Raw genomic sequence first — 19,331 nt, forward strand, 5'->3', positions numbered from 1 at the left:
CCTTCGTCGAGATCGGCGGTGACGTAATGGGCGGTCGCGCCGATCAGCTTGACGCCGCGCTGGTAGGCCTGCTTGTAGGGGTTGGCGCCCTTGAAGCTCGGCAGGAAGGAATGGTGGATGTTGATGATCTTGCCGGACATCTGCTTGCAGAGCTGGTCGGAGAGAACCTGCATGTAGCGGGCGAGCACGATCAGCTCGGTGCCGGTCTGCTCGACGAGGTCGACGAGCTGGGCTTCGGCCTGCGGCTTGTTCTCCTTCGTCACCTTGATGTGGTGGAAGGGGATGTCATGATTGACGACGACCTTCTGGTAGTCGAAATGGTTGGAGACGACGCCGACGATGTCGATCGGCAGGACGCCGATCTTCCAGCGGTAGAGGAGGTCGTTGAGACAATGGCCGAAACGCGACACCATCAACAGCACCTTCATGCGGCTCTCGCTGTCGTGGAATTCGTACTCCATCTCGAAAGGCGCGGCGACGGCGGAAAAACCGGCGCCGATCGCGGCGCCCGACAGGCCCTCTTCCGAAATGAAAGAGACGCGCATGAAGAACTTGCCGGTATCGAGATCGTCGAACTGCGAGCTGTCGATGATGTTGCAGCCCTTTTCGGCCAGATAGCTCGAAATCGCCGCAACGATGCCGCGCGTCGATTTGCAGGATACGGTGAGTACGAAGCTCTTCATGCTGTCTCTTCCTTCGCCCTTTCAGGTACAGAGAGTCCGGTCATGCCGAGCTGTCCAACCCGGCATGGCGAAGACATCGGTCCGGCTGCTCAGATATCGAGCGTGCTATCGCGTTCCCACTGGGTGAAATGCGAGCAGTAGGCATTCCATTCCCGATGCTTGAGCTTCAGATAGGCGGCGGAAAACTCAGCCCCGATCGACGCCTTAAGTCCCTCGTCGGCATCATAGGCGCGCAACGCGTCGAGCAGGTTGAGCGGCAGGCGCGGAGCGTCCTTCACCAGATGCCCCTCGGCATACATGTCGATATCGTAGTGCTGGCCGGGATCTGCCTGGCTGCGGATGCCGTCGAGGCCGGCGGCGATGATGATTGCCTGCAGCAAGTATGGGTTGACCGCCCCGTCCGGCAGACGCAACTCGAAACGTCCCGGTCCCGGCACGCGAACCATGTGGGTGCGGTTGTTGCCTGTCCAGGTGACGGTGTTCGGCGACCAGGTGGCGCCCGAGGTCGTGCGCGGCGCATTGATGCGCTTGTACGAATTGACCGTCGGATTGGTGATCGCGGCAAGCGCGGAAGCATGTTTCATGATGCCCCCGAGGAAGTTTTTGCCCTGCGCGGAAAGCCCGAAGGCCATTTCCTTGTCTGCAAAGGCGTTGATCCTGCCATCGACGTCCCAGACCGAGATATGGGCATGGCAACCGTTTCCGGTCAGGCCCTTGAAGGGCTTCGGCATGAAGGTGGCGCGAAGGCCGTGCTTTTCGGCGACCGACTTGACCATGAACTTGAAGAAAGAGTGTTTGTCCGCGGTCTTCAGGACATCGTCATATTCCCAGTTCATCTCGAACTGGCCGTTCGCATCCTCGTGGTCGTTCTGATAGGGCTTCCAGCCGAGTTCCAGCATATAGTCGCAGATCTCGGCGATGACATCGTACCGACGCATCACGGCCTGCTGGTCGTAGCAAGGCTTCTCGGCGGTATCGAACTGGTCTGAAATCACCGAACCGTCAGCAGAGATGAGAAAGAATTCGGGCTCCACGCCGGTCTTTACCCGCAGCCCTTCCTTCGCAGCTTCAGCCACCAGTCTTTTCAGGACAACACGCGGCGCCTGTTCGACAGGTCGATCGTCCATGACGCAGTCGGCGGCGACCCACGCGACGTCTTTCTTCCAGGGCAATTGGATGACGGAAGAAGCATCGGGAACCGCAAACAGATCGGGATGGGCCGGCGTCAGATCGAGCCAGGTCGCGAAGCCCGCGAAACCGGCGCCATCCTTCTGCATGTCGGCAATGGCTTCAGCCGGGACCAGTTTGGCGCGTTGGCCGCCGAACAGGTCGGTATAGCTGATCATGAAATATTTGATGCCTTTGTCTTTCGCAAAAGCAGCAAGGTCCAGTGTCATTCTCGTTCCCCTTTGGATTTCTTCGAGACACTTTGGTTATGGATATGAGACGGCCGGGACATCTGCCCGGCCGGTAGAAATCAGAAGCCTCCCTTGCCGGGGATCCAGTTGGTGCCGGCGAGCGGCACCTGCGCCATGGCCGATGCCTCGATCGTCAACGCGACAAGGTCTTCCGGTTCGAGATTGTGCAGGTGGTTCTTGCCGCAGGCGCGCGCGATGGTCTGGGCTTCGAGCGTCATGACCTTGAGGTAGTTGGCGAGGCGGCGGCCGGCCGCAACCGGGTCGAGGCGTTTTGCAAGCTCAGGATCCTGTGTGGTGATGCCCGCCGGATCCTTGCCGTCATGCCAGTCGTCATAGGCGCCGGCCGTCGTCCCGAGCTTTTGATATTCCTCTTCCCAGTGTGGGTCGTTGTCGCCGATGGCGACGAGCGCCGCCGTGCCGATCGCGACCGCGTCGGCGCCGAGCGCCAGCGCCTTCGCCACGTCGGCGCCGGAGCGGATGCCGCCCGAGATGATCAGTTGCACCTTGCGATGCATGTCGAGATCCTGGAGCGCCTGGACGGCCGGACGAATGCAGGCGAGCGTCGGCATGCCGACATTCTCGATGAAGACATCCTGGGTCGCCGCCGTGCCGCCCTGCATGCCGTCGAGCACTACGACGTCGGCGCCAGCCTTCACGGCAAGGGCGGTGTCGTAATAAGGACGCGCGCCGCCGACCTTGACGTAGATCGGCTTTTCCCAGTCAGTGATCTCGCGCAGCTCCATGATCTTGATTTCCAGATCATCGGGACCGGTCCAGTCGGGATGGCGGCAGGCCGAGCGCTGGTCGATGCCCTTCGGCAGGTTGCGCATGTTGGCGACGCGGTCGGAGATCTTCTGGCCGAGCAGCATGCCGCCGCCGCCGGGCTTGGCGCCCTGGCCGACCACGACTTCGATCGCGTCGGCGCGGCGCAAATCCCTGGGATTCATGCCGTAGCGCGAAGGCAGGTATTGGTAGACCAGCGTCTGAGAGTGGCCACGTTCCTCATCCGTCATGCCGCCATCGCCTGTCGTGGTCGACGTGCCTGCAATAGTCGCACCGCGGCCGAGCGCTTCCTTAGCGTTGCCGGAAAGCGCGCCGAAGCTCATGCCGGCAATGGTGATTGGTGTCTTGAGGGTGATCGGCTTCTTGGCGAAGCGCGAGCCGAGCACCACTGTCGTATCGCACTTCTCCCGATAGCCTTCGAGCGGATAGCGTGAGATCGAGGCGCCGAGGAACAGCAGATCGTCGAAATGCGGAACCTTGCGCTTGGTGCCGGCGCCGCGAATGTCATAGATGCCGGTGGCTGCCGCGCGGCGGATTTCGGCGAGCGTATAGTCGTCGAAAGTCGCGGACTTGCGTGGCGGGGTATAGGGGTTGTGATAGCTCATGAGTGTCCCTCGCCTCAGTACGCGTCGGCGTTGTCGATGTTGAAATTGTAGAGCTTGCGAGCAGAGCCGTAGCGCTTGAACTCTTCGGGTCTGACGTCCGTCACGCCACCCTTGTCGAGCAGTTCGGCAAGCTTCTCCAGATGCTCCGGCCGCATCTCTTTCTCGATGCAGTCGGAGCCGAGGCTCTTCACCTCGCCGCGAACGAACAGCTTGGCTTCGTAGAGCGAATCCCCGAGCGCATCGCCGGCGTCGCCAAGGACGACGAGATGGCCGGACTGGCCCATGAAGGCCGACATGTGGCCGATGCTGCCGTGGACGACGATGTCGATGCCCTTCATCGAAATGCCGCAGCGCGATGCCGCATTGCCCTTGATGACGAGCAGGCCACCCCGGCCGGTCGCGCCGGCATATTGGCTGGCGTCGCCCTCGATGACGACGGTGCCGGACATCATATTTTCAGCAACACCCGGACCGGCCGAGCCATGAACCGTAATATTGCCGCCATCATTCATGCCGGCGCAGTAATAGCCAACAGACCCCCTGACAGCGACCGTCACGGGGCTGTCGATCCCCACTGCGACGGCATGGCTGCCGCGCGGATTGATGACCTCGAATTCAGTGTCGTTGGCACCTTTGGAAAGAGCGTGCAGCGCGCTGTTCAGTTCGCGAAGAGGCGTGTTGGAAAGATCGAATGTCGGCATTGAATCCTCATTGGTCCGGGAGACGGTCTGCGCCGCCTCTTGGCTTTCAGCGCGCCTCAGGCCGCCTTGTCGTGATCCCAGAAGTAGACAGTTGCCGGCTCCGGCTCCCAGACACGGGCATTCTCGATGCCGGGAAGATTGACCAGCGCGCGGTATTCCGAACCGAAGGCGACATATTGCTCCGTCTCGGCCATGACAGCGGGCTTGCAGGCGATTGGGTCGCGCACGACGCCGAAGCCGGATTTGGTGCCGACGACAAAGGTGAAGAAGCCGTCGAGGTCGTCGAGCGCGCCGGTCAGAGCCTGGCCGAGATCCTTCCCCTTGGCCATTTCGGCTGTCAGATAGGCGGCGGCGACTTCGGAATCGTTCTGCGTCTCGAAAGTCATGCCTTCACGCACCAGTTCGCGGCGCAGGTTGTTGTGGTTGGAGAGCGAGCCATTGTGCACGAGGCACTGGTCGGCGCCGGTCGAAAATGGATGGGCGCCGAGGGTGGTGACGGCGGATTCCGTCGCCATGCGGGTATGGCCGATGCCGTGGGTTCCGCTCATCGCGCGGACACCGAACCGCGCCACGACATCTTTTGGGAGACCGATTTCCTTGTAGATTTCAACGCTCTCACCCGAGCCCATCAGGCGCACGGCCGGGCGGATCCTTTCGAGCGCCTCGCGCACGTCTGCAAGCTTGGAGGCATCAAGCTCGATGACCGCATGCGTGCTCTTGATCCACACATGGGCTTTGATGCCGGCTTTCTCGAGATCGCCGGCGAGGCCCTCGAAGTCCACGCCCGGATTGGCGGACTGAATGGTGACTTTCGCCTTGCCCTCGGCAGGGCCGCCATAGATCGCGATGCCGGCCGAGTCCGGTCCACGATCCGTCATGGTGATCAGCATATCCGAAAGCAGGTTTCCCAGCTGAGGCTCAAGGCTCTTGTCCTTGAGGAACAATCCAACAATGCCGCACATCGCCTGTGCCTCCTTTCATGTTGAGAAAGGAGTAACAGGTCTTTTTGCCGCCTTCAACTGTTAGGAATAAAATTTTCTTTTAAGGCAAGTCAGCTTCTGGAGCTTTGCTGGGGATAGGTGATGATCGAGAGATATCTGCTCGGCAATTTGACCAGCTGCTCCGGCCCATGCGGCGCATCGGCGTCGAAGAAAAGGCTGTCGCCCGGCTGCATCTGGAAAAGCTGGTCGCCGTGGCGGTAGACCACCTCGCCTTCGAGCATGTAGAGGAACTCCATGCCCTCGTGCTGGAAGGTCGGGAAGACGTCGGAATCGGCCGTCAGCGTGATCAGATAGGGCTCGACGATGACGCCGCTGCTGTTGTTGTCGATATGGCCGAGCAGATTATATTGGTGGCCGGCGCGCGTGCCGCGCCGTTCGAGTTCGACCCCCTCGCCCGCCTTGACGAAGACGGCATTGCGCGGCTCCTCGAAGCGGCGGAAAAAGGCGGTCAGCGGCACGCCGAGCGCCCGCGACAGCGATTGCAGCGTCGTTAGCGACGGCGAGATATTGCCGTTCTCGATCTTCGACAGCATGCCGAGCGAGATGCCGGTCGCGGCCGCGAGATCGGTGACGGTGATGCCGAGTTTCTTGCGGTAGGCGCGCACCTCATGGCCGATCGCCATTTCGAGGTTGTTTTCCTTCGGCTCCCGGACAGCGTGCGGATCCTGAGAAAAAGGAGCGCGTCCGCCATGCGGCTGTTCCGGCTGCTCCGCCGCTTCTCGCTTAGATTTCATGAATTTTCCCCTGCCGTCTGCGCTTTTGTTCGGATGCAATCCTATCGTCATAGTGAAATTTCCTCAACCGTGAAGAAAACTATTCCCGCCGCGCCTCACGCGGAGTGACGCCGTAGGCGCTACGGAACATCCGGGAAAAATGGCTGAGACTGGAAAAACCGGTGGCAACCGCGATCTCCGAGACGGAAAGCGGGCTCTGCTTCAGCAGGCGATGGGCATGCTGAAGTCTGATCCTGCGGTATTGATCGAGGAAGCTGGTGCCGAGATAGGTCGCAAACAGCCGGTCGAGATGGCGGGTGGTGACGCCGGCGATCCGCGCCATGGCGGCGCGCTCGAGCGGCATCTCGATCGTCTCCTCCATCCGTTCGAGAACGCTGAGCAGGCCGGGGTGGTGGACACCATAGCGCTCGGCGAGAGACGCACGCTGCGGAGCGGCGGGTTCGTTGACCTCCGTGTGAAGATACCAGTCGCTGACCCGGCGGGCGAAATCCGGCCCCATGCGTTCGGCGATCAGCACATGCATCATGTCAAGTGGAGCGATACCGCCGCCGCAGGTGATCCTGTTGCCGTCGATCATGAAGCGCGCCTGACGCGGCGTGAGGTCAGGGAAGGCCTCGAGAAGGGCGGCGGCATGCTCCCAGTGGATTGTGAAGTCGCGGCCGCCGAGCAGCCCGGCGGCCGCCATCAAATAGGGACCGCCCGAGATGCCGCCGATCCTCACACCTTCGCGCGACAACTGCCGCAAACAGGCAAGCACGCCGGGATATCGCCAGTCGCGCGGCGAACCGCCGGCGCAGACGAAGGCCGTTCCGAGCCCCGAGCCTCTGACGGGCAGAGGTTCGGCGGGTACGCTGATGCCGGAGGAAGAGAGCGCCGATGCGCCATCCGGCGAGAAGATCTGTAGACGATAGATCTCGCGGCCGGCGAGAAGATTTGCCGCCCGCAGCGGCTCCGTCGCCGAGGCATAGGACATCAGCGCAAATCCCGGAATCAGGATGAAGCCGATCGTCTGGACATTTCTGCTATCGAGTGCCGACATGTCCCTTTCTTAGCGATTTAAGTCCCTATTGTGCAAGTCTGCCCGCTTCTTTCTGGCATCATGCAGCTGTTCTTTCCGGGTGACCCATGCGCTATTCCGCTTTTTCGATTTTTCTGAACGGCCTTCGCGGCAACAAGGGCTGGACGCCCGCCTGGCGCGACCCCGCGCCGCAGCCGCATTACGACGTCGTCATCGTCGGCGGCGGCGGTCATGGCCTTGCCACCGCCTATTATCTTGCCAAGGAATTCGGCGTCACCAATGTCGCCGTCCTTGAAAAGGGCTATCTCGGCTCCGGCAATATCGGCAGGAACACCACGATCATCCGTTCCAACTACCTGCTATCAGGCAACAATCCCTTCTACGAACTGTCGATGAAGCTCTGGGAAGGATTGGAGCAGGACTTCAACTTCAACGCCATGGTTTCCCAGCGCGGCGTGCTGAACCTCTTCCATTCCGATGCGCAGCGTGACGCCTATACGCGCCGCGGCAACGCCATGCGGCTGCACGGCGTCGATGCCGAGCTGCTCGACCGGCAGGCGGTGCGCAAGAAGCTGCCCTTCCTCGATTTCGACAATGCCCGCTTTCCCGTGATGGGCGGCCTCTTCCAGCCGCGCGGCGGCACGGTGCGTCACGATGCCGTCGCCTGGGGTTATGCCCGCGGCGCAGACAGCCGCGGCGTCGACATCATCACCCAGTGCGAGGTGACCGGCATCCGCACCGAAAACGGTGAGGTGACCGGCGTCGAAACCAGCAGGGGCTTCATCGGCTGCGGCAAGCTGGCGCTGGCGGCGGCTGGCAATTCCACCGTCGTCGCCGATATGGCGGGCCTTCGCCTGCCGATCGAAAGCCATGTGCTGCAGGCCTTCGTCTCCGAAGGGCTGAAGCCCTTCATCGACAATGTCGTCACCTTCGGCGCCGGGCATTTCTACGTGTCCCAGTCCGACAAGGGCGGCCTCGTCTTCGGCGGCGATATCGACGGCTATAATTCCTATGCCCAGCGCGGCAATCTCGCCACCGTGGAGCACGTCGCCGAAGCCGGGATCGCGATGATCCCGTCGCTGTCTCGCGTGCGCTACCTGCGCTCCTGGGGCGGCGTCATGGACATGAGCATGGACGGCTCGCCGATCATCGACCGCACCCATATCGACAATCTCTATCTCAACGCCGGCTGGTGTTACGGCGGCTTCAAGGCCACACCCGCCTCCGGCTTCTGCTACGCCCATCTGATCGCCCGCAACACGCCGCACCAGACAGCGCGCGCCTTCCGGCTCGACCGCTTCGCGCGCGGCTATCAAATCGATGAAAAGGGCGTTGGCGCCCAGCCCAATCTGCACTGAGGACATTTAGACGATGGCAAGCCTGATTTCATGTCCCCATTGCGGCATCCGGCCCAAGGAGGAATTCTCGATCCGCGGCGATGCGAAGCTTGTCCGGCCGGCGCCCGACGCCGGTCAGGATGCGTGGTATGACTATGTCTATCTGCGCGACAATCCGAAGGGCCGCCACAGCGAATATTGGCACCATTCCTCCGGATGCCGCCGCTGGCTGATCGTCGAACGCGATACTCTCACCCATGCGGTCCACGGCGTCAGGGATGCCGCCCTTGCGAAGCTCGGCGGAGAACCGGCATGACGAGCTTCCGTCTTTCTTCCGGCGGCCGCATCGACCGTGCTAAGACACTTCGCTTCACCTTCGACGGCAAGGCGCTGGAGGGTCATCCCGGCGATACGCTCGCTTCAGCGCTGCTTGCCAACGGTATCCAACTCGTCGGCCGCAGCTTCAAATATCACCGCCCGCGCGGCATCCTGACGGCTGGCGCCGCCGAACCGAACGCGCTGGTGACGACAGGCAGCGGCGGGCGCACCGAACCGAATACCCGCGCGACGATGATCGAGCTCTACCAGGGGCTGACGGCCAAAAGCCAGAACCGCTGGCCTACACTCGGTTTCGATGTCGGCGCGGTCAACGGCCTGCTCTCGCCTTTCCTCAGCGCCGGTTTTTATTACAAGACCTTCATGTGGCCGGCGGCCCTCTGGGAAAAACTCTACGAGCCGGTGATCCGCAAGGCGGCCGGCTTCGGCCGGGCCTCCTACGACGCCGATCCCGATACCTATGAGAAATGCTGGGCGCATTGCGATCTGCTGGTGATCGGCGCCGGCCCTGCCGGTCTTGCCGCGGCGCTGACGGCCGGCCGCGCCGGCGCCCGCGTCATCCTTGCCGACGAAGGCGCCGAACTCGGCGGCAGCCTCCTTTCCCGCGGCGCCGTCGACGGCAAGCCGGCGGATGCTGTTCTCGGCGAGCTGCTGGCCGAACTCGAAGGGCTGGCGAATGTGCGCCGCCTGCCGCGCATGACCGTGTTCGGCTGGTACGACGACAATGTTTTCGGCGCGGTCGAACGCGTGCAGAAACATGTGGCGATGCCCGATCCGGATCGTCCGGTCGAACGGCTATGGCGCATCGTCGCCCGGCAGGCGATCCTGGCGACCGGAGCCGAGGAGCGGCCGCTCGTCTTCGGCGGCAACGATATTCCCGGCGTGATGATGGCAGGCGCCATGCGCAGCTATCTCAACCGACAGGCGGTCGCACCGGGCCAAAGCACGGTGATCTTTACCACCAACGATACCGGATATGACACCGCCGCCGACCTTGAAGCCGCCGGCCTGGGAGTTGCGGCGATCGTCGACAGCCGCGCCGATGGCGGCAGGAGCTGGCAGGGCCGCGCCGAGGTGCTGAAGGGCGCCTGGGTGATCGACGCGTTCGGCGGCAAGCGCCTGCGCGGCGTGAGCGTCAAGACCGAAGACGGTGTTCGCCGGATCGAGGCGGATGCGCTTGCCATGTCGGGCGGCTGGAGCCCAATCATCAACCTTGCCTGCCATCGCGGCGGCAAACCGCAATGGTCGAACGAGGCTGCGGCGTTTCTGGCGCCGGCTGCGCTGGATGGTCTTGCCGTTGCCGGCGCGGCTGCCGGCCTTGCGCAGACTGCAGCCTGCCTCGGCGATGGAGCGGCTAAGGCGGCCGCTGTCCTGAACGCGATCGGTTTCGCAGCGGAACCGGCCTTTGCCTCAGCCACCGACACGGCTCAGCGCACGAAGCCGCTCTGGTCGGTGAAAGGCTCGAAGGGCAAGGCCTTCGTCGATTACCAGAATGACGTGCATCTCAAAGATCTCGGTCTTGCCGTCCGCGAGGGCTACGGCCATGTCGAACTCGCCAAGCGTTATACGACGAGCGGCATGGCGACCGACCAGGGCAAGCTTTCCAACATCAACGCAATCGGCATCCTTGCCGAGGCGCGCGGCGTCTCTCCGGCCGTAGTGGGAACGACGACCGTCCGGCCCTTCTATACGCCGGTTTCTTTCGGCACTTTGACCGGGGCATCGCGCGGCAAGGATTTTCAGCCGGCGCGCAAATCGCCGCTGCATGGCTGGGCGAAAAAGAACGGCGCGGTCTTCGTCGAAACCGGCCTCTGGTATCGCTCCTCCTGGTTCCCGCGCGCCGGCGAAACGACTTGGCGCGAAAGCGTCGACCGCGAAGTGCTGAACATCCGGAAAAATGCCGGCCTCTGCGACGTTTCCACCCTCGGCAAGATCGAAATCTTCGGTCGCGATGCGGCGACCTTCCTCGATCGCGTCTATTGCAATGGCTTCGCCAAGCTTGCGGTCGGCAAGGCACGTTACGGCATCATGCTGCGCGAGGACGGCTTCATCTATGACGACGGCACCACCAGCCGGTTCAGCGACGACCATTTTTTCATGACGACGACGACGGCGCTCGCCGCCGGCGTGCTTACCCATCTCGAATTCTGCGCCCAGACGCTCTGGCCGGAGCTCGACGTCTGCTTCGCCTCCTCGACCGATCAATGGGCGCAGATGGCGGTTGCCGGGCCGAAGTCGCGCGCCATCCTCTCGGAAATCGTCGATGAGGATCTTTCCGATGCGGCCTTCCCCTTCATGAGCGCCCGCAAAGTGTCGCTATTCGCAGGCCGCCTCGAAGCCCGGCTCTTCCGGATCTCCTTCTCGGGCGAACTTGCCTACGAGCTGGCGGTGCCGGCCGGCTACGGTGAAGGCGTTGCCGACGCCATCATGGCAGCAGGCGAAAAACACGGCATCTCAGCCTACGGCGCCGAAGCGCTCGGCGTCATGCGTATCGAGAAGGGTCATGTCACCCATGCCGAGATCAACGGCACGGTCACCCCAAGCGATCTCGGCTTCGCCCGCATGGTTTCATCGGCCAAACCGGATTTTATCGGCAAGGCGATGCTCGCCCGCGAAGGCCTCCAGCATCCCGAGCGGCCGCGCCTCGTCGGCGTTAAGCCGCTCAATCCGGCAAGCAGCTTCCGCACCGGCTCGCACATCCTAGCCGAGGGCGCTGCGGCGACGCTCGAAAACGACCAGGGCTACGTTACGTCAAGCGCTTTCTCGCCGAGTCTCGGCCATACGATCGGCTTGGCCCTCGTCCGGCGCGGGCCAGAGCGCATCGGCGAAAAGGTGACGGTCTGGAATGGGCTGCGCAACGAGTTCACCGAGGCCGTGCTCTGCCATCCCGTCTTCATCGATCCCGAAAACGAGAAGCTTCATGCGTGATCTTCCCCAACACAGACCGGTTCTCGCCGGGACGGCACATAGCAGCATAACGGGATCAGGCGTCCGGTTGGAAGCCCTGCCGGAGGGCCATCTGCTGCATGTGCTCGGCGGAATCGAGCCGGCGGCGCTTGCCGCTGAACTGACGAAGGCGGGCTTTGCAGAAAGTTCGATCCGCAAGGCGGGATTCCGGCAATGGTTCGTCGCCGGCGATGAGCCGCTTGCCCCCACGGGTCTTGACGCTCTTACGGCAGCGCTCGAGGGAAAAGCCTTCGTCTCCGACCAGAGCCACGGGCGTGTCCGCATCTGCGTGTCCGGCCGCTCCTCCAGGCTGCTTCTTTCCAAAGGCACCGCGGTCGATCTCGACCCCGGCGTCTTTGCGGAAGGCAGCTCTGTGATGACGATGGTCGGTCACATCTCCGTGCAGATCGTGCGCACCGGCAACGACAGTTTCGAGCTCACGGTCCTGCGCAGCTTCGCCGAAAGCCTATGGGACGACCTCAGGCACATGGCGGCAAGCGCCGCAAAGGACGAGGCGTGAGATGTGCTACAGCGCTGCATCTCTTTTCAGGCGAATGCTGTAGCGGTTCCAACCTGCGTCGGCCGATGCGCTAAGTGCGTCGCATCAAATTCGACCCATACCCTTCCGGGCGACCTGCCTCAGCCCCGGAACGTATAGGCGCTGATCGAAGCCGGCTTCATCTCGATGGAGAAGCCCGGCAGGCTGGGCGGCATATAGGCGGCGTCCTCGATCCGGCATGGGTCGAGGAAATGTTCGTGCAGATGGTCGACATATTCGATGACGCGGCCATCCTTGGTGCCCGACACCGCGACATAGTCGATCATCGACAGATGCTGCACATATTCGCAGAGGCCGACTCCGCCTGCATGCGGCCAGACCGGCAGGCCGAACTTGGCGGCGATCAGCAGGACGGAAAGGACCTCGTTCAGCCCGCCCATGCGGCAGGAATCGATCTGGACGATGTCGATGGCGCCTTCGGCGATGAATTGCTTGAACATGATGCGGTTCTGGCACATCTCGCCGGTCGCGACCTTCACCGGGGCGATTGCCTGGCGGATCTTGCGGTGGCCGGCAACATCGTCGGGGCTTGTGGGTTCCTCGATGAAAAAGGGCTTGGCGAAAGCCAGCGCCTTGACCCAGTCGATCGCCTGGCCGACATCCCAGACCTGGTTGGCGTCGATCATCAGGTAACGATCGGGACCGATCACTTCACGGGCGATCCTCAGGCGGCGGATATCGTCTTCGAGATCGCGGCCTACCTTCATCTTGATATGGTTGAAACCGGCATCGATCGCCTCCTGGCAGAGCCGGCGCAATTTCTCGTCTTCATAACCCAGCCAGCCGGCAGACGTCGTGTAGCAGGCGTAACCTTCCTTTTCGAGGGTGGCGATACGATCCGCTTTGCCGGCTTCCGCCTTCTTCAGGATAGCAATGGCTTCATCGCGCGTCAGCACGTCGGTGAGGTAGCGGTAGTCGACGATATCGGCGATCTCCTCCGCCGACATCTCGGTGACGAGCCGCCAGACCGGCTTGCCGGCCTGTTTGGCGAGCAGATCCCAGACGGCGTTGACCACCGCGCCGGTCGCCAGGTGCATGGCGCCCTTTTCCGGGCCGATCCAGCGCAGCTGGCTATCGCTCGTCAGATGCCGCCAAAATTTGCCCGGATGGGCGAGCACCTCCTCGAGATCGGCGCCGACAACGAGGTGGCGCATCGCTTCGATCGCCATGCAGCAAATGTCGTTGCCACGGCCGATGGTGAAGGTCAGGCCATGGCCAGCAAGATCGGGCGCATCTGTGTCGAGAATGACATAGGCGGCCGAATAGTCCGGATCGGGATTCATCGCATCGGATCCATCCAGGCTTTGCGAAGTGGGAAAGCGGAGATCGAAGACGCGAAGGTCGGTGATGCGGGTCATGTTGTGTCTCCCGGTTTATGGGGCCAATTGCAATAGCCGGACCGGCCGGTCATGTCATTGGCTGACGTCAGATCGTCCAGCCGCCGTCGATGGCAATCGCCTGGCCGGACGTGTAGGTGGCGCCGGCGAGATAGACGGCAAGATCGGCGATCTCTTCCGGCGAGCCGAGCCGGCCCATCGGCTGGCGGGCGATGAAGGCGGTGCGGGCCGCATCGTAATCGCCCTGGGCGCGCATGCGGTCCTGCAGCGACGGACTTTCCACCGTGCCGGGGCAGATGGCGTTGCAGCGGATGCCTTGAGCGACATAATCGGCGGCGACGGATTTGGTGAGCCCGATGACCGCCGCCTTGGTAACGCCGTAGGCGAAGCGGTTCGGCACACCTTTGATGCTGGAGGCGACAGAGGCCATATTGATGATCGCCCCATCCTTGCGCTCGATCATGCCGGGCAGAACCGCCCGGATGGTGCGGATCATCGCCTTGACGTTGAGGTCGAAGGCGAATTCGAGATCGGAGTCCGGCATCTCGAGGATAGAGCCCGCATGGACGAAGCCGGCGCAGTTGAACAGCACGTCGACGGCGCCGATCTCGGCGACGAGGGCCTTGACCGCATTTTCTTCGAGCACATTCAGCTTGTGGGTTGAAACGCCGGTTTCGGCGGCTAACGTTGCCAGCGCGTCGGTGTTGATGTCGGTCGCATGCACCTTGGCGCCGGTCGCGGCAAAGGCTGTCGCCGTCGCCCGGCCGATGCCCTGGCCCGCGGCGGTAATGAGTACGGTCTTGCCGGAAAGTCTGTTTGTCATGTCACGGGCCTCTTCTGGAATTGTCTACGCGAGACGATGCATGCGGTTCATATTTTGCCTAAGGCTGCGCTCTGATGGAATAGGCCACTCCATCAGAGTCTGCCTTTTCCCTTTTCGCGCATTACCGCCAGCTTATGGCAAGGCGCCCTCTCGTTGTTTCAATCGAGCTGCTGTCTTCAACAATGATTTGTCTGTTTATAGACAAACAGACGATTGGCCAAGGGTCAAGCATGAAGTTTTCCTTTTCCGGCTGCGGTTCTGCGTATATGAAGAATGATATTCACAGGAGGACGGAATGGAGACCGACGAGTCAGAACGCTACCGCGCTCCTGCCCTCGACAAGGGCCTCGACATCCTGGAACTGCTCGCCAGCGTCGACAGCGGCCTCACCCAGGCGGAGATCGCCAAGCGGCTCGACCGCAGCCCCAATGAATTCTATCGCATGCTCGACCGGCTGGTGCGCCGCGGCTATGTCACCCGGCTTGATGGCGACCGCTATTCGCTGACGCTGAAGCTCTTCGGGCTTGCTCAGCTGCATGCGCCGGTGCGCCGGCTAGCCTCCTACGCCACGCCGCTGATGCGCGACCTCGCCCAGCGCACCCGCCAGGCCAATCATCTCGCCGTCTTCGACCGCGGCGCCGCCGTTGTCATCGCCCAGCAGGAGGCGCCGGACTATTGGGGTTTCTCGATCCGCATCGGCGCCCATATCAGCCTGTTCGATACCGGTTCGGGGCACGTGCTACTCGCCTTCCGCAGCGACGAGGAACGGGAGATGATGATCTCGGAACATGTGCGCAATCGCGCAGATATTGAACTCGGCGCCGAATTCCACGATCGCCTCGATCAGATTCGCGAGCGCGGCTATGAGATGATGGCAAGCGTCCAGACATCGGGCGTCTACAATCTGTCGGCGCCGGTTCTCGGGCCTGATCGGCGTTGCATCGCCGCCCTCACCTGCCCCTTCATCGCCCTTGTCAACGCCCCATCCGCTCCCGACATCACCCAGACGATCACGCTGGTGCAGAAGACGGCCCTCCAGCTTTCACAGCTCGCCGGCGCCGATGTCGCCAATCCACACCTCTGAGAATTTCTATTTGAACGATGCATTCACCAGGGATAGGTTGAGTCGAGGCCAGCCTTTGGAGGAAAGCGTGCTCATCGACACCCATCTGCACATCATCGATCGGTCAGCACTTTCCTATCCCTGGCTCTCCGGCGTGCCGGCTCTCGATCATGACTTTCTCTATGAGACCTATGAGGCCGAGGCGCGGCGCTGCGGCATCACGACGGCGCTGCATATGGAGGTCGATGTCGATCCAGCCATCATGCAGGCCGAGACCAACCACATTGCCGATATCGCCAGAAGGCAAGGCAGCCTGATTGCCGGGGCAATCGTCTCCTGCCGTCCCGAGGAGGAAGGTTTTGCCGCCTATCTCGAGCGGCAGAAGGCCGATCCTTTCGTCAAAGGTTTCCGCCGCGTACTGCATGTGGTGCCGGATAACGTCTCGGAAGGCGCCCTGTTTCGCGAAAACATCCGGCGCATCGGCGGCAGCGGCCTGACCTTCGATCTCTGCACGTTGCCGCATCAGGCCGGTCGCGTCGCCGCTCTCGTCGATCTCGCGCCCGACGTCCAGTTCGTACTCGACCATTGCGGCGTGCCGGATATCCGCTCCGATGCCTTCCAGCCATGGAAAGCGGGCATATCGGAGATCGCCCTGCGACCAAACGTGATCTGCAAGATTTCCGGCGTCGTCGCCTATGCGGATGCGCAGACATGGACAGCACAGACGCTGACGCCCTATATCGAACATGTGATCGCAAGTTTCGGCTGGGACCGTGTCGTCTGGGGCAGCGACTGGCCGGTCTGTACGCTCGGCGGCGGCCTTTCCACATGGGTTGCCGCGACCCATGCCGTCATTTCCGGCAGCAGCGAGGCGGAGCGCTCCAAGCTGCTCTTTGCCAATGCCCAGCGCCTCTGGTCATTGTAACTTTTTGTTTACGCTGTTCCCGGTACCCTGCCCGGGAACCGGCTGTACCCCTCATGCTTCATGCTTGGCACTATGAAATTGGATGATGTATTCCCCAAAAGTGCTACTTTGGCATGTTTTTTGCTGCTGCTAATATGAAGCGATGCAATGTTTCGGTTTGGGACGACTTACAGCCGAACAATTGCTAGCTTTGTGTGTCTCAGTTAAAAGTTGTCAGACACGGATATGGCGAATAACCTCATTTCCGTGTCCTCAGGAGGGAAAACAAATGAAAGAAGAACCGCACGCAGTAGATGTTCATGTCGGAAAGACGATCCGCATACAGCGTCTGCTGCGCAAAGTTTCGCAGACGGAATTGGGCGATCGTGTCGGCGTGACGTTTCAGCAGATCCAGAAATACGAAAAAGGCTCCAACCGCGTTTCAGCCAGCATGCTGGTCGAAATCGCTGGCGCGCTGAATGTCGACGTCAGGACGTTCTTTGACGACCTGTCCACCCCTGAGACGGCTAACGACAACCCCGCTCCCAGCGAGGAATTCGTCATTTCGCGCGAGGGCGTCCTCCTGAACGCAGCGTTCTTCTCGATCAAGAACGAAGCTCTTCGCAAGAAGATCCTGAAGCTGGTCCAGGCAATCGCCCACACCGAACAGATGGATGGTGAAGCGGCCGAATAAGCCGAATCTCCTTCACGCGATCCACACGGACTGCATGAAGGTCAATGGCGATCGATCAGGATCAGATTCTCGCTGGCGTCCTTCATTGCGATCTTGGCCTTGCTGCCGAGCAGTTTCTCGAGGTTGACGTCAAGTTCCCTATCGGGATCTATGCCGTCCCAATCGATTACGACCTGCAGCAGCGCCATGTTCGTCAGGTGCATCAGATTACGCAGCTGAAGCTTTTCAGCCTCCTCCTTGGCCGCCGTCAGCAGCCGGAAGATCCTCGAGTATTCACTGCCTGTACCTTCGCTATGTTGTTCAAACATTGTTCCCGCCCCTTTGGCCGTCCACGCCTCAGATTCCATCACCAATGCATCTTTTCGCCGTTACCGTTATTCAAGCGTTACAGGAGTCACATTGCGTGTGACTTCCGCGTGCAAAAGCTCCCAATGCGAGGTTGCGGCAAAGCGCCAGTCACGGTTGACAGGCATGAATTGATGTCGGCGCAGCCATTCCAGCACCAGCCGCGCGTCGTCGCGCTTGCGCTCGACCCGATTCTTGCGGAGAGCGGCGAGCAGGTGGTCGCGGCGCGGCTTGCGGAAATGACACTCGTCGACCACCCTTGCATAGGTGCGCTCGGAAAAATGCAGGAAGCGGCCGGAGAGCAGCAGCTTCTTGCGTTCACCCGTCGAAATATCGCCGCCGGTATGTAAGGCATCGATCGTCGGTTCGAAATCGACCCAGGGCACGGAAAGCGGCAGCCAGCCAAGCGCCTGCGGCGCATGCACCAGCGCGACGGCCTCATCGTCGAGCAGCCGCCCGGACTGGTAGTCTTCGAAGATCGAGCCGAGGCCGACCATGCCGAACGGAGCGCATTCGGCGGCCCGCAATGCGCCCATGCTGGCGCCGCCGGCGACGGCGACATCGTGTTCGAGCGCGTAGAGAATTTCCTTGTGCCAGACCGAAGGCAGATCGCCGAAATAGCCGTCGACGAGGCCGATGGCGGTGGCGCCGTCCTCTACAGCCTTCAGGATGTCGCCGCAGGCGGCAGGCGGCCGGAAATCGATGCTGGGAGACATGTTTCTCGCTGCGCCAAGACCGCCACCAAGGCTCGGGCCGACGAACAGAACCTTCATGATTGGGCTCCTCTCATGGTGTTGACGGCGCGCAGCCCGAGCTGGACGTACTGACCCGATATATCCACCTCCAGGCCCGGCACGATCACCCTGACGACGGAGACCGGCAAAGCCCGATGGGTAAAGGGCACGACGACGATCTGCTCGATACCGGTCGCCGCGAGCCGGTCGGCAATACGGCGGATGGTCTCCTGGATCGTCGCCGAACGGCGATGGCGGCTCTGAAAGGAGCGCATCCGACCGTCGCCCTCGCAGAGTTCGACCACCTGCTGCATCGCCGTACTCCGATCGAGCCGCTGATAGATGCGCGGTGAGAAATCGTCGCGGCTGCCGGCGATCGCAGTCAGCCGGCTCTGCGCCGCCTCGGTGATCGCGCGCAGGGCGGCGCGCACAGGATCCGGGTGGCAACCGCAGCCGCCGCAGACATGCGACCAGCGCGCGTCGACGCGGTCGGAAAGATTACCCGGCATGATAATGGCCAGAAAAGCCGGAACGCCGATATCCGTGGTCATGTCGAGCAGCAGCAGCCGCATGCCGGCGCGCGTGATCCGGTCGGTCATGACGTCGATGACCGCATCGCCGAAGGAGGCGGGGTCGATGCGGCTCTCCTTGAGGCGCTGCGGCGACTTCAGCTGGGTCAGAGCCCAGGCGTCGCGCTCCACCAGTTCGCAAAGTCCGTGCAGCACCGCTTCCGATAGCGTATTGCCGGAGGCGAGCCCGTCGCTCGACTGCTCGAAGCCCGGCGGCCGCTCGCCGCGATGATCGAGGCCGACGAGCCACCAGGGGACGAAGACGCTGCTGCCGGACAGGATGTCAAGCCCGGAGCACCAGGGAATGGGGGCACCGCCGATTTCATCGGGCGCGCAACGTGCGACATTGTCGAGATCGATCATGGCGGCGCGTTCCGCCCGCATGCTGTCCACCGTCGCCTGAGTAAGGTCGGCAGGCGGAATTTCCGCAATCCGCGTCTCGATCGCCTCCATGGCGGCCGAGGCCATGGCGGCATCATTGTCGATGCCTTTGCCCTGGAAGACCGAAAGCGTATGGCTGTTCGGCCTCGTCGCGAAGGCGACGGGGATGTTCAGCACATCGAGGGCGGTCAGCAGGCCGACGCGCGTGATGCCGAATTCGCGCAGATGCGGCCTGATGGCTGCAAGTGTCTGCGCCGGCGTGACTGCACGGTCGTGATAGTCGCTGACGCCGGCCGATGATCGTTTGAGATCAACGGCTAGCGTTTCAAGGTCGGCGAAAGCGGACATACCGATCTCGCC

19 protein-coding genes are annotated in these 19,331 nt (G+C 62.1%); 7 read left to right on the forward strand and 12 right to left on the reverse strand.

Annotation, left to right across the window (positions count from 1 at the left end; genetic code table 11):
- From GA0061105_RS14245 to GA0061105_RS14275, 7 genes are all read right to left on the reverse strand, one after another.
- On the reverse strand, positions 1-683 hold a 683-nt coding region (locus tag GA0061105_RS14245; RefSeq protein WP_092750942.1), incomplete at its 3' end, for a formyltetrahydrofolate deformylase.
- A gap of 89 nt (positions 684-772) precedes the next feature.
- Positions 773-2,080 (reverse strand): type III glutamate--ammonia ligase, encoded by a 1,308-nt coding sequence (glnT, locus tag GA0061105_RS14250; protein ID WP_092750944.1) that lies wholly within the window; start codon positions 2,078-2,080, stop codon positions 773-775.
- An 80-nt stretch (positions 2,081-2,160) separates the two neighbouring features.
- Entirely contained in the window at positions 2,161-3,489 is a 1,329-nt protein-coding gene (locus GA0061105_RS14255; protein ID WP_092750946.1) for an FMN-binding glutamate synthase family protein, read from the reverse strand.
- A 14-nt stretch (positions 3,490-3,503) separates the two neighbouring features.
- Positions 3,504-4,190, reverse strand: a complete 687-nt coding sequence (locus tag GA0061105_RS14260) for a GltB/FmdC/FwdC-like GXGXG domain-containing protein (protein WP_092750948.1) — start codon at positions 4,188-4,190, stop codon at positions 3,504-3,506.
- 56 nt (positions 4,191-4,246) lie between these two features.
- Positions 4,247-5,152: a class II glutamine amidotransferase gene (locus GA0061105_RS14265; protein ID WP_092750950.1), complete on the reverse strand. Its 906-nt coding sequence runs from the start codon at positions 5,150-5,152 to the stop codon at positions 4,247-4,249.
- 89 nt (positions 5,153-5,241) lie between these two features.
- Entirely contained in the window at positions 5,242-5,925 is a 684-nt protein-coding gene (locus tag GA0061105_RS14270) for a helix-turn-helix domain-containing protein (RefSeq protein ID WP_092750952.1), read from the reverse strand.
- Positions 5,926-6,004: 79 nt separating this feature from the next.
- Complete coding sequence (locus GA0061105_RS14275) at positions 6,005-6,964, reverse strand: GlxA family transcriptional regulator (protein WP_092750954.1); 960 nt, start codon at positions 6,962-6,964, stop codon at positions 6,005-6,007.
- Positions 6,965-7,050: 86 nt separating this feature from the next.
- Between GA0061105_RS14275 and GA0061105_RS14280 the strand changes: the two genes are divergently transcribed.
- Genes GA0061105_RS14280 through GA0061105_RS14295 form a run of 4 tightly spaced genes read left to right on the forward strand, consistent with a single transcriptional unit; the run spans position 7,051 to position 12,082 of the window.
- Positions 7,051-8,301 carry a sarcosine oxidase subunit beta family protein gene (locus tag GA0061105_RS14280; RefSeq protein ID WP_092750956.1) on the forward strand — a complete coding sequence of 417 codons (1,251 nt, stop codon included), beginning with the start codon at positions 7,051-7,053 and terminating at the stop codon, positions 8,299-8,301.
- Positions 8,302-8,314: 13 nt separating this feature from the next.
- Entirely contained in the window at positions 8,315-8,596 is a 282-nt protein-coding gene (locus tag GA0061105_RS14285) for a sarcosine oxidase subunit delta (RefSeq protein WP_092750958.1), read from the forward strand.
- On the forward strand, positions 8,593-11,544 hold the full coding sequence (locus tag GA0061105_RS14290; protein WP_092750960.1) for a sarcosine oxidase subunit alpha family protein: 2,952 nt from the start codon (positions 8,593-8,595) through the stop codon (positions 11,542-11,544). The genes GA0061105_RS14285 and GA0061105_RS14290 overlap by 4 nt, the downstream gene beginning before the upstream one ends.
- Entirely contained in the window at positions 11,537-12,082 is a 546-nt protein-coding gene (locus tag GA0061105_RS14295; protein WP_092750962.1) for a sarcosine oxidase subunit gamma, read from the forward strand. Before GA0061105_RS14290 ends, GA0061105_RS14295 begins: the two co-directional genes overlap by 8 nt.
- Before the next feature lie 119 nt (positions 12,083-12,201).
- Here GA0061105_RS14295 and GA0061105_RS14300 read toward each other — a convergent pair whose 3' ends face one another.
- Together GA0061105_RS14300 and GA0061105_RS14305 are read right to left on the reverse strand one after the other, a co-directional pair.
- Positions 12,202-13,479, reverse strand: a complete 1,278-nt coding sequence (locus GA0061105_RS14300) for an L-fuconate dehydratase (RefSeq protein WP_092750964.1) — start codon at positions 13,477-13,479, stop codon at positions 12,202-12,204.
- A gap of 67 nt (positions 13,480-13,546) precedes the next feature.
- Entirely contained in the window at positions 13,547-14,281 is a 735-nt protein-coding gene (locus GA0061105_RS14305) for an SDR family oxidoreductase (RefSeq protein ID WP_064695661.1), read from the reverse strand.
- A gap of 295 nt (positions 14,282-14,576) precedes the next feature.
- Here GA0061105_RS14305 and GA0061105_RS14310 point away from each other — a divergent pair, with 295 nt between their 5' ends.
- From GA0061105_RS14310 to GA0061105_RS14320, 3 genes are all read left to right on the forward strand, one after another.
- Entirely contained in the window at positions 14,577-15,365 is a 789-nt protein-coding gene (locus tag GA0061105_RS14310; RefSeq protein ID WP_064695660.1) for an IclR family transcriptional regulator, read from the forward strand.
- Positions 15,366-15,432: 67 nt separating this feature from the next.
- Positions 15,433-16,269 (forward strand): amidohydrolase family protein, encoded by an 837-nt coding sequence (locus GA0061105_RS14315; RefSeq protein ID WP_064695659.1) that lies wholly within the window; start codon positions 15,433-15,435, stop codon positions 16,267-16,269.
- A 268-nt stretch (positions 16,270-16,537) separates the two neighbouring features.
- Complete coding sequence (locus GA0061105_RS14320; RefSeq protein WP_064695658.1) at positions 16,538-16,942, forward strand: helix-turn-helix domain-containing protein; 405 nt, start codon at positions 16,538-16,540, stop codon at positions 16,940-16,942.
- 41 nt (positions 16,943-16,983) lie between these two features.
- On the opposite strand, the gene GA0061105_RS14325 is transcribed toward GA0061105_RS14320, so the two are convergent.
- The 3 genes from GA0061105_RS14325 to GA0061105_RS14335 all read right to left on the reverse strand — a co-directional run bounded on the left by GA0061105_RS14325 (position 16,984) and on the right by GA0061105_RS14335 (position 19,319).
- Entirely contained in the window at positions 16,984-17,250 is a 267-nt protein-coding gene (locus GA0061105_RS14325) for a hypothetical protein (protein WP_064695657.1), read from the reverse strand.
- Between the two features lie 66 nt (positions 17,251-17,316).
- Complete coding sequence (locus tag GA0061105_RS14330) at positions 17,317-18,060, reverse strand: TfuA-like protein (RefSeq protein ID WP_092750966.1); 744 nt, start codon at positions 18,058-18,060, stop codon at positions 17,317-17,319.
- Positions 18,057-19,319 (reverse strand): YcaO-like family protein, encoded by a 1,263-nt coding sequence (locus GA0061105_RS14335; RefSeq protein WP_092750968.1) that lies wholly within the window; start codon positions 19,317-19,319, stop codon positions 18,057-18,059. The genes GA0061105_RS14330 and GA0061105_RS14335 overlap by 4 nt, the downstream gene beginning before the upstream one ends.
- Positions 19,320-19,331: the final 12 nt, after the last annotated feature.

The organism is Rhizobium aethiopicum, assembly GCF_900094625.1.
Classification (GTDB): domain Bacteria; phylum Pseudomonadota; class Alphaproteobacteria; order Rhizobiales; family Rhizobiaceae; genus Rhizobium; species Rhizobium aethiopicum.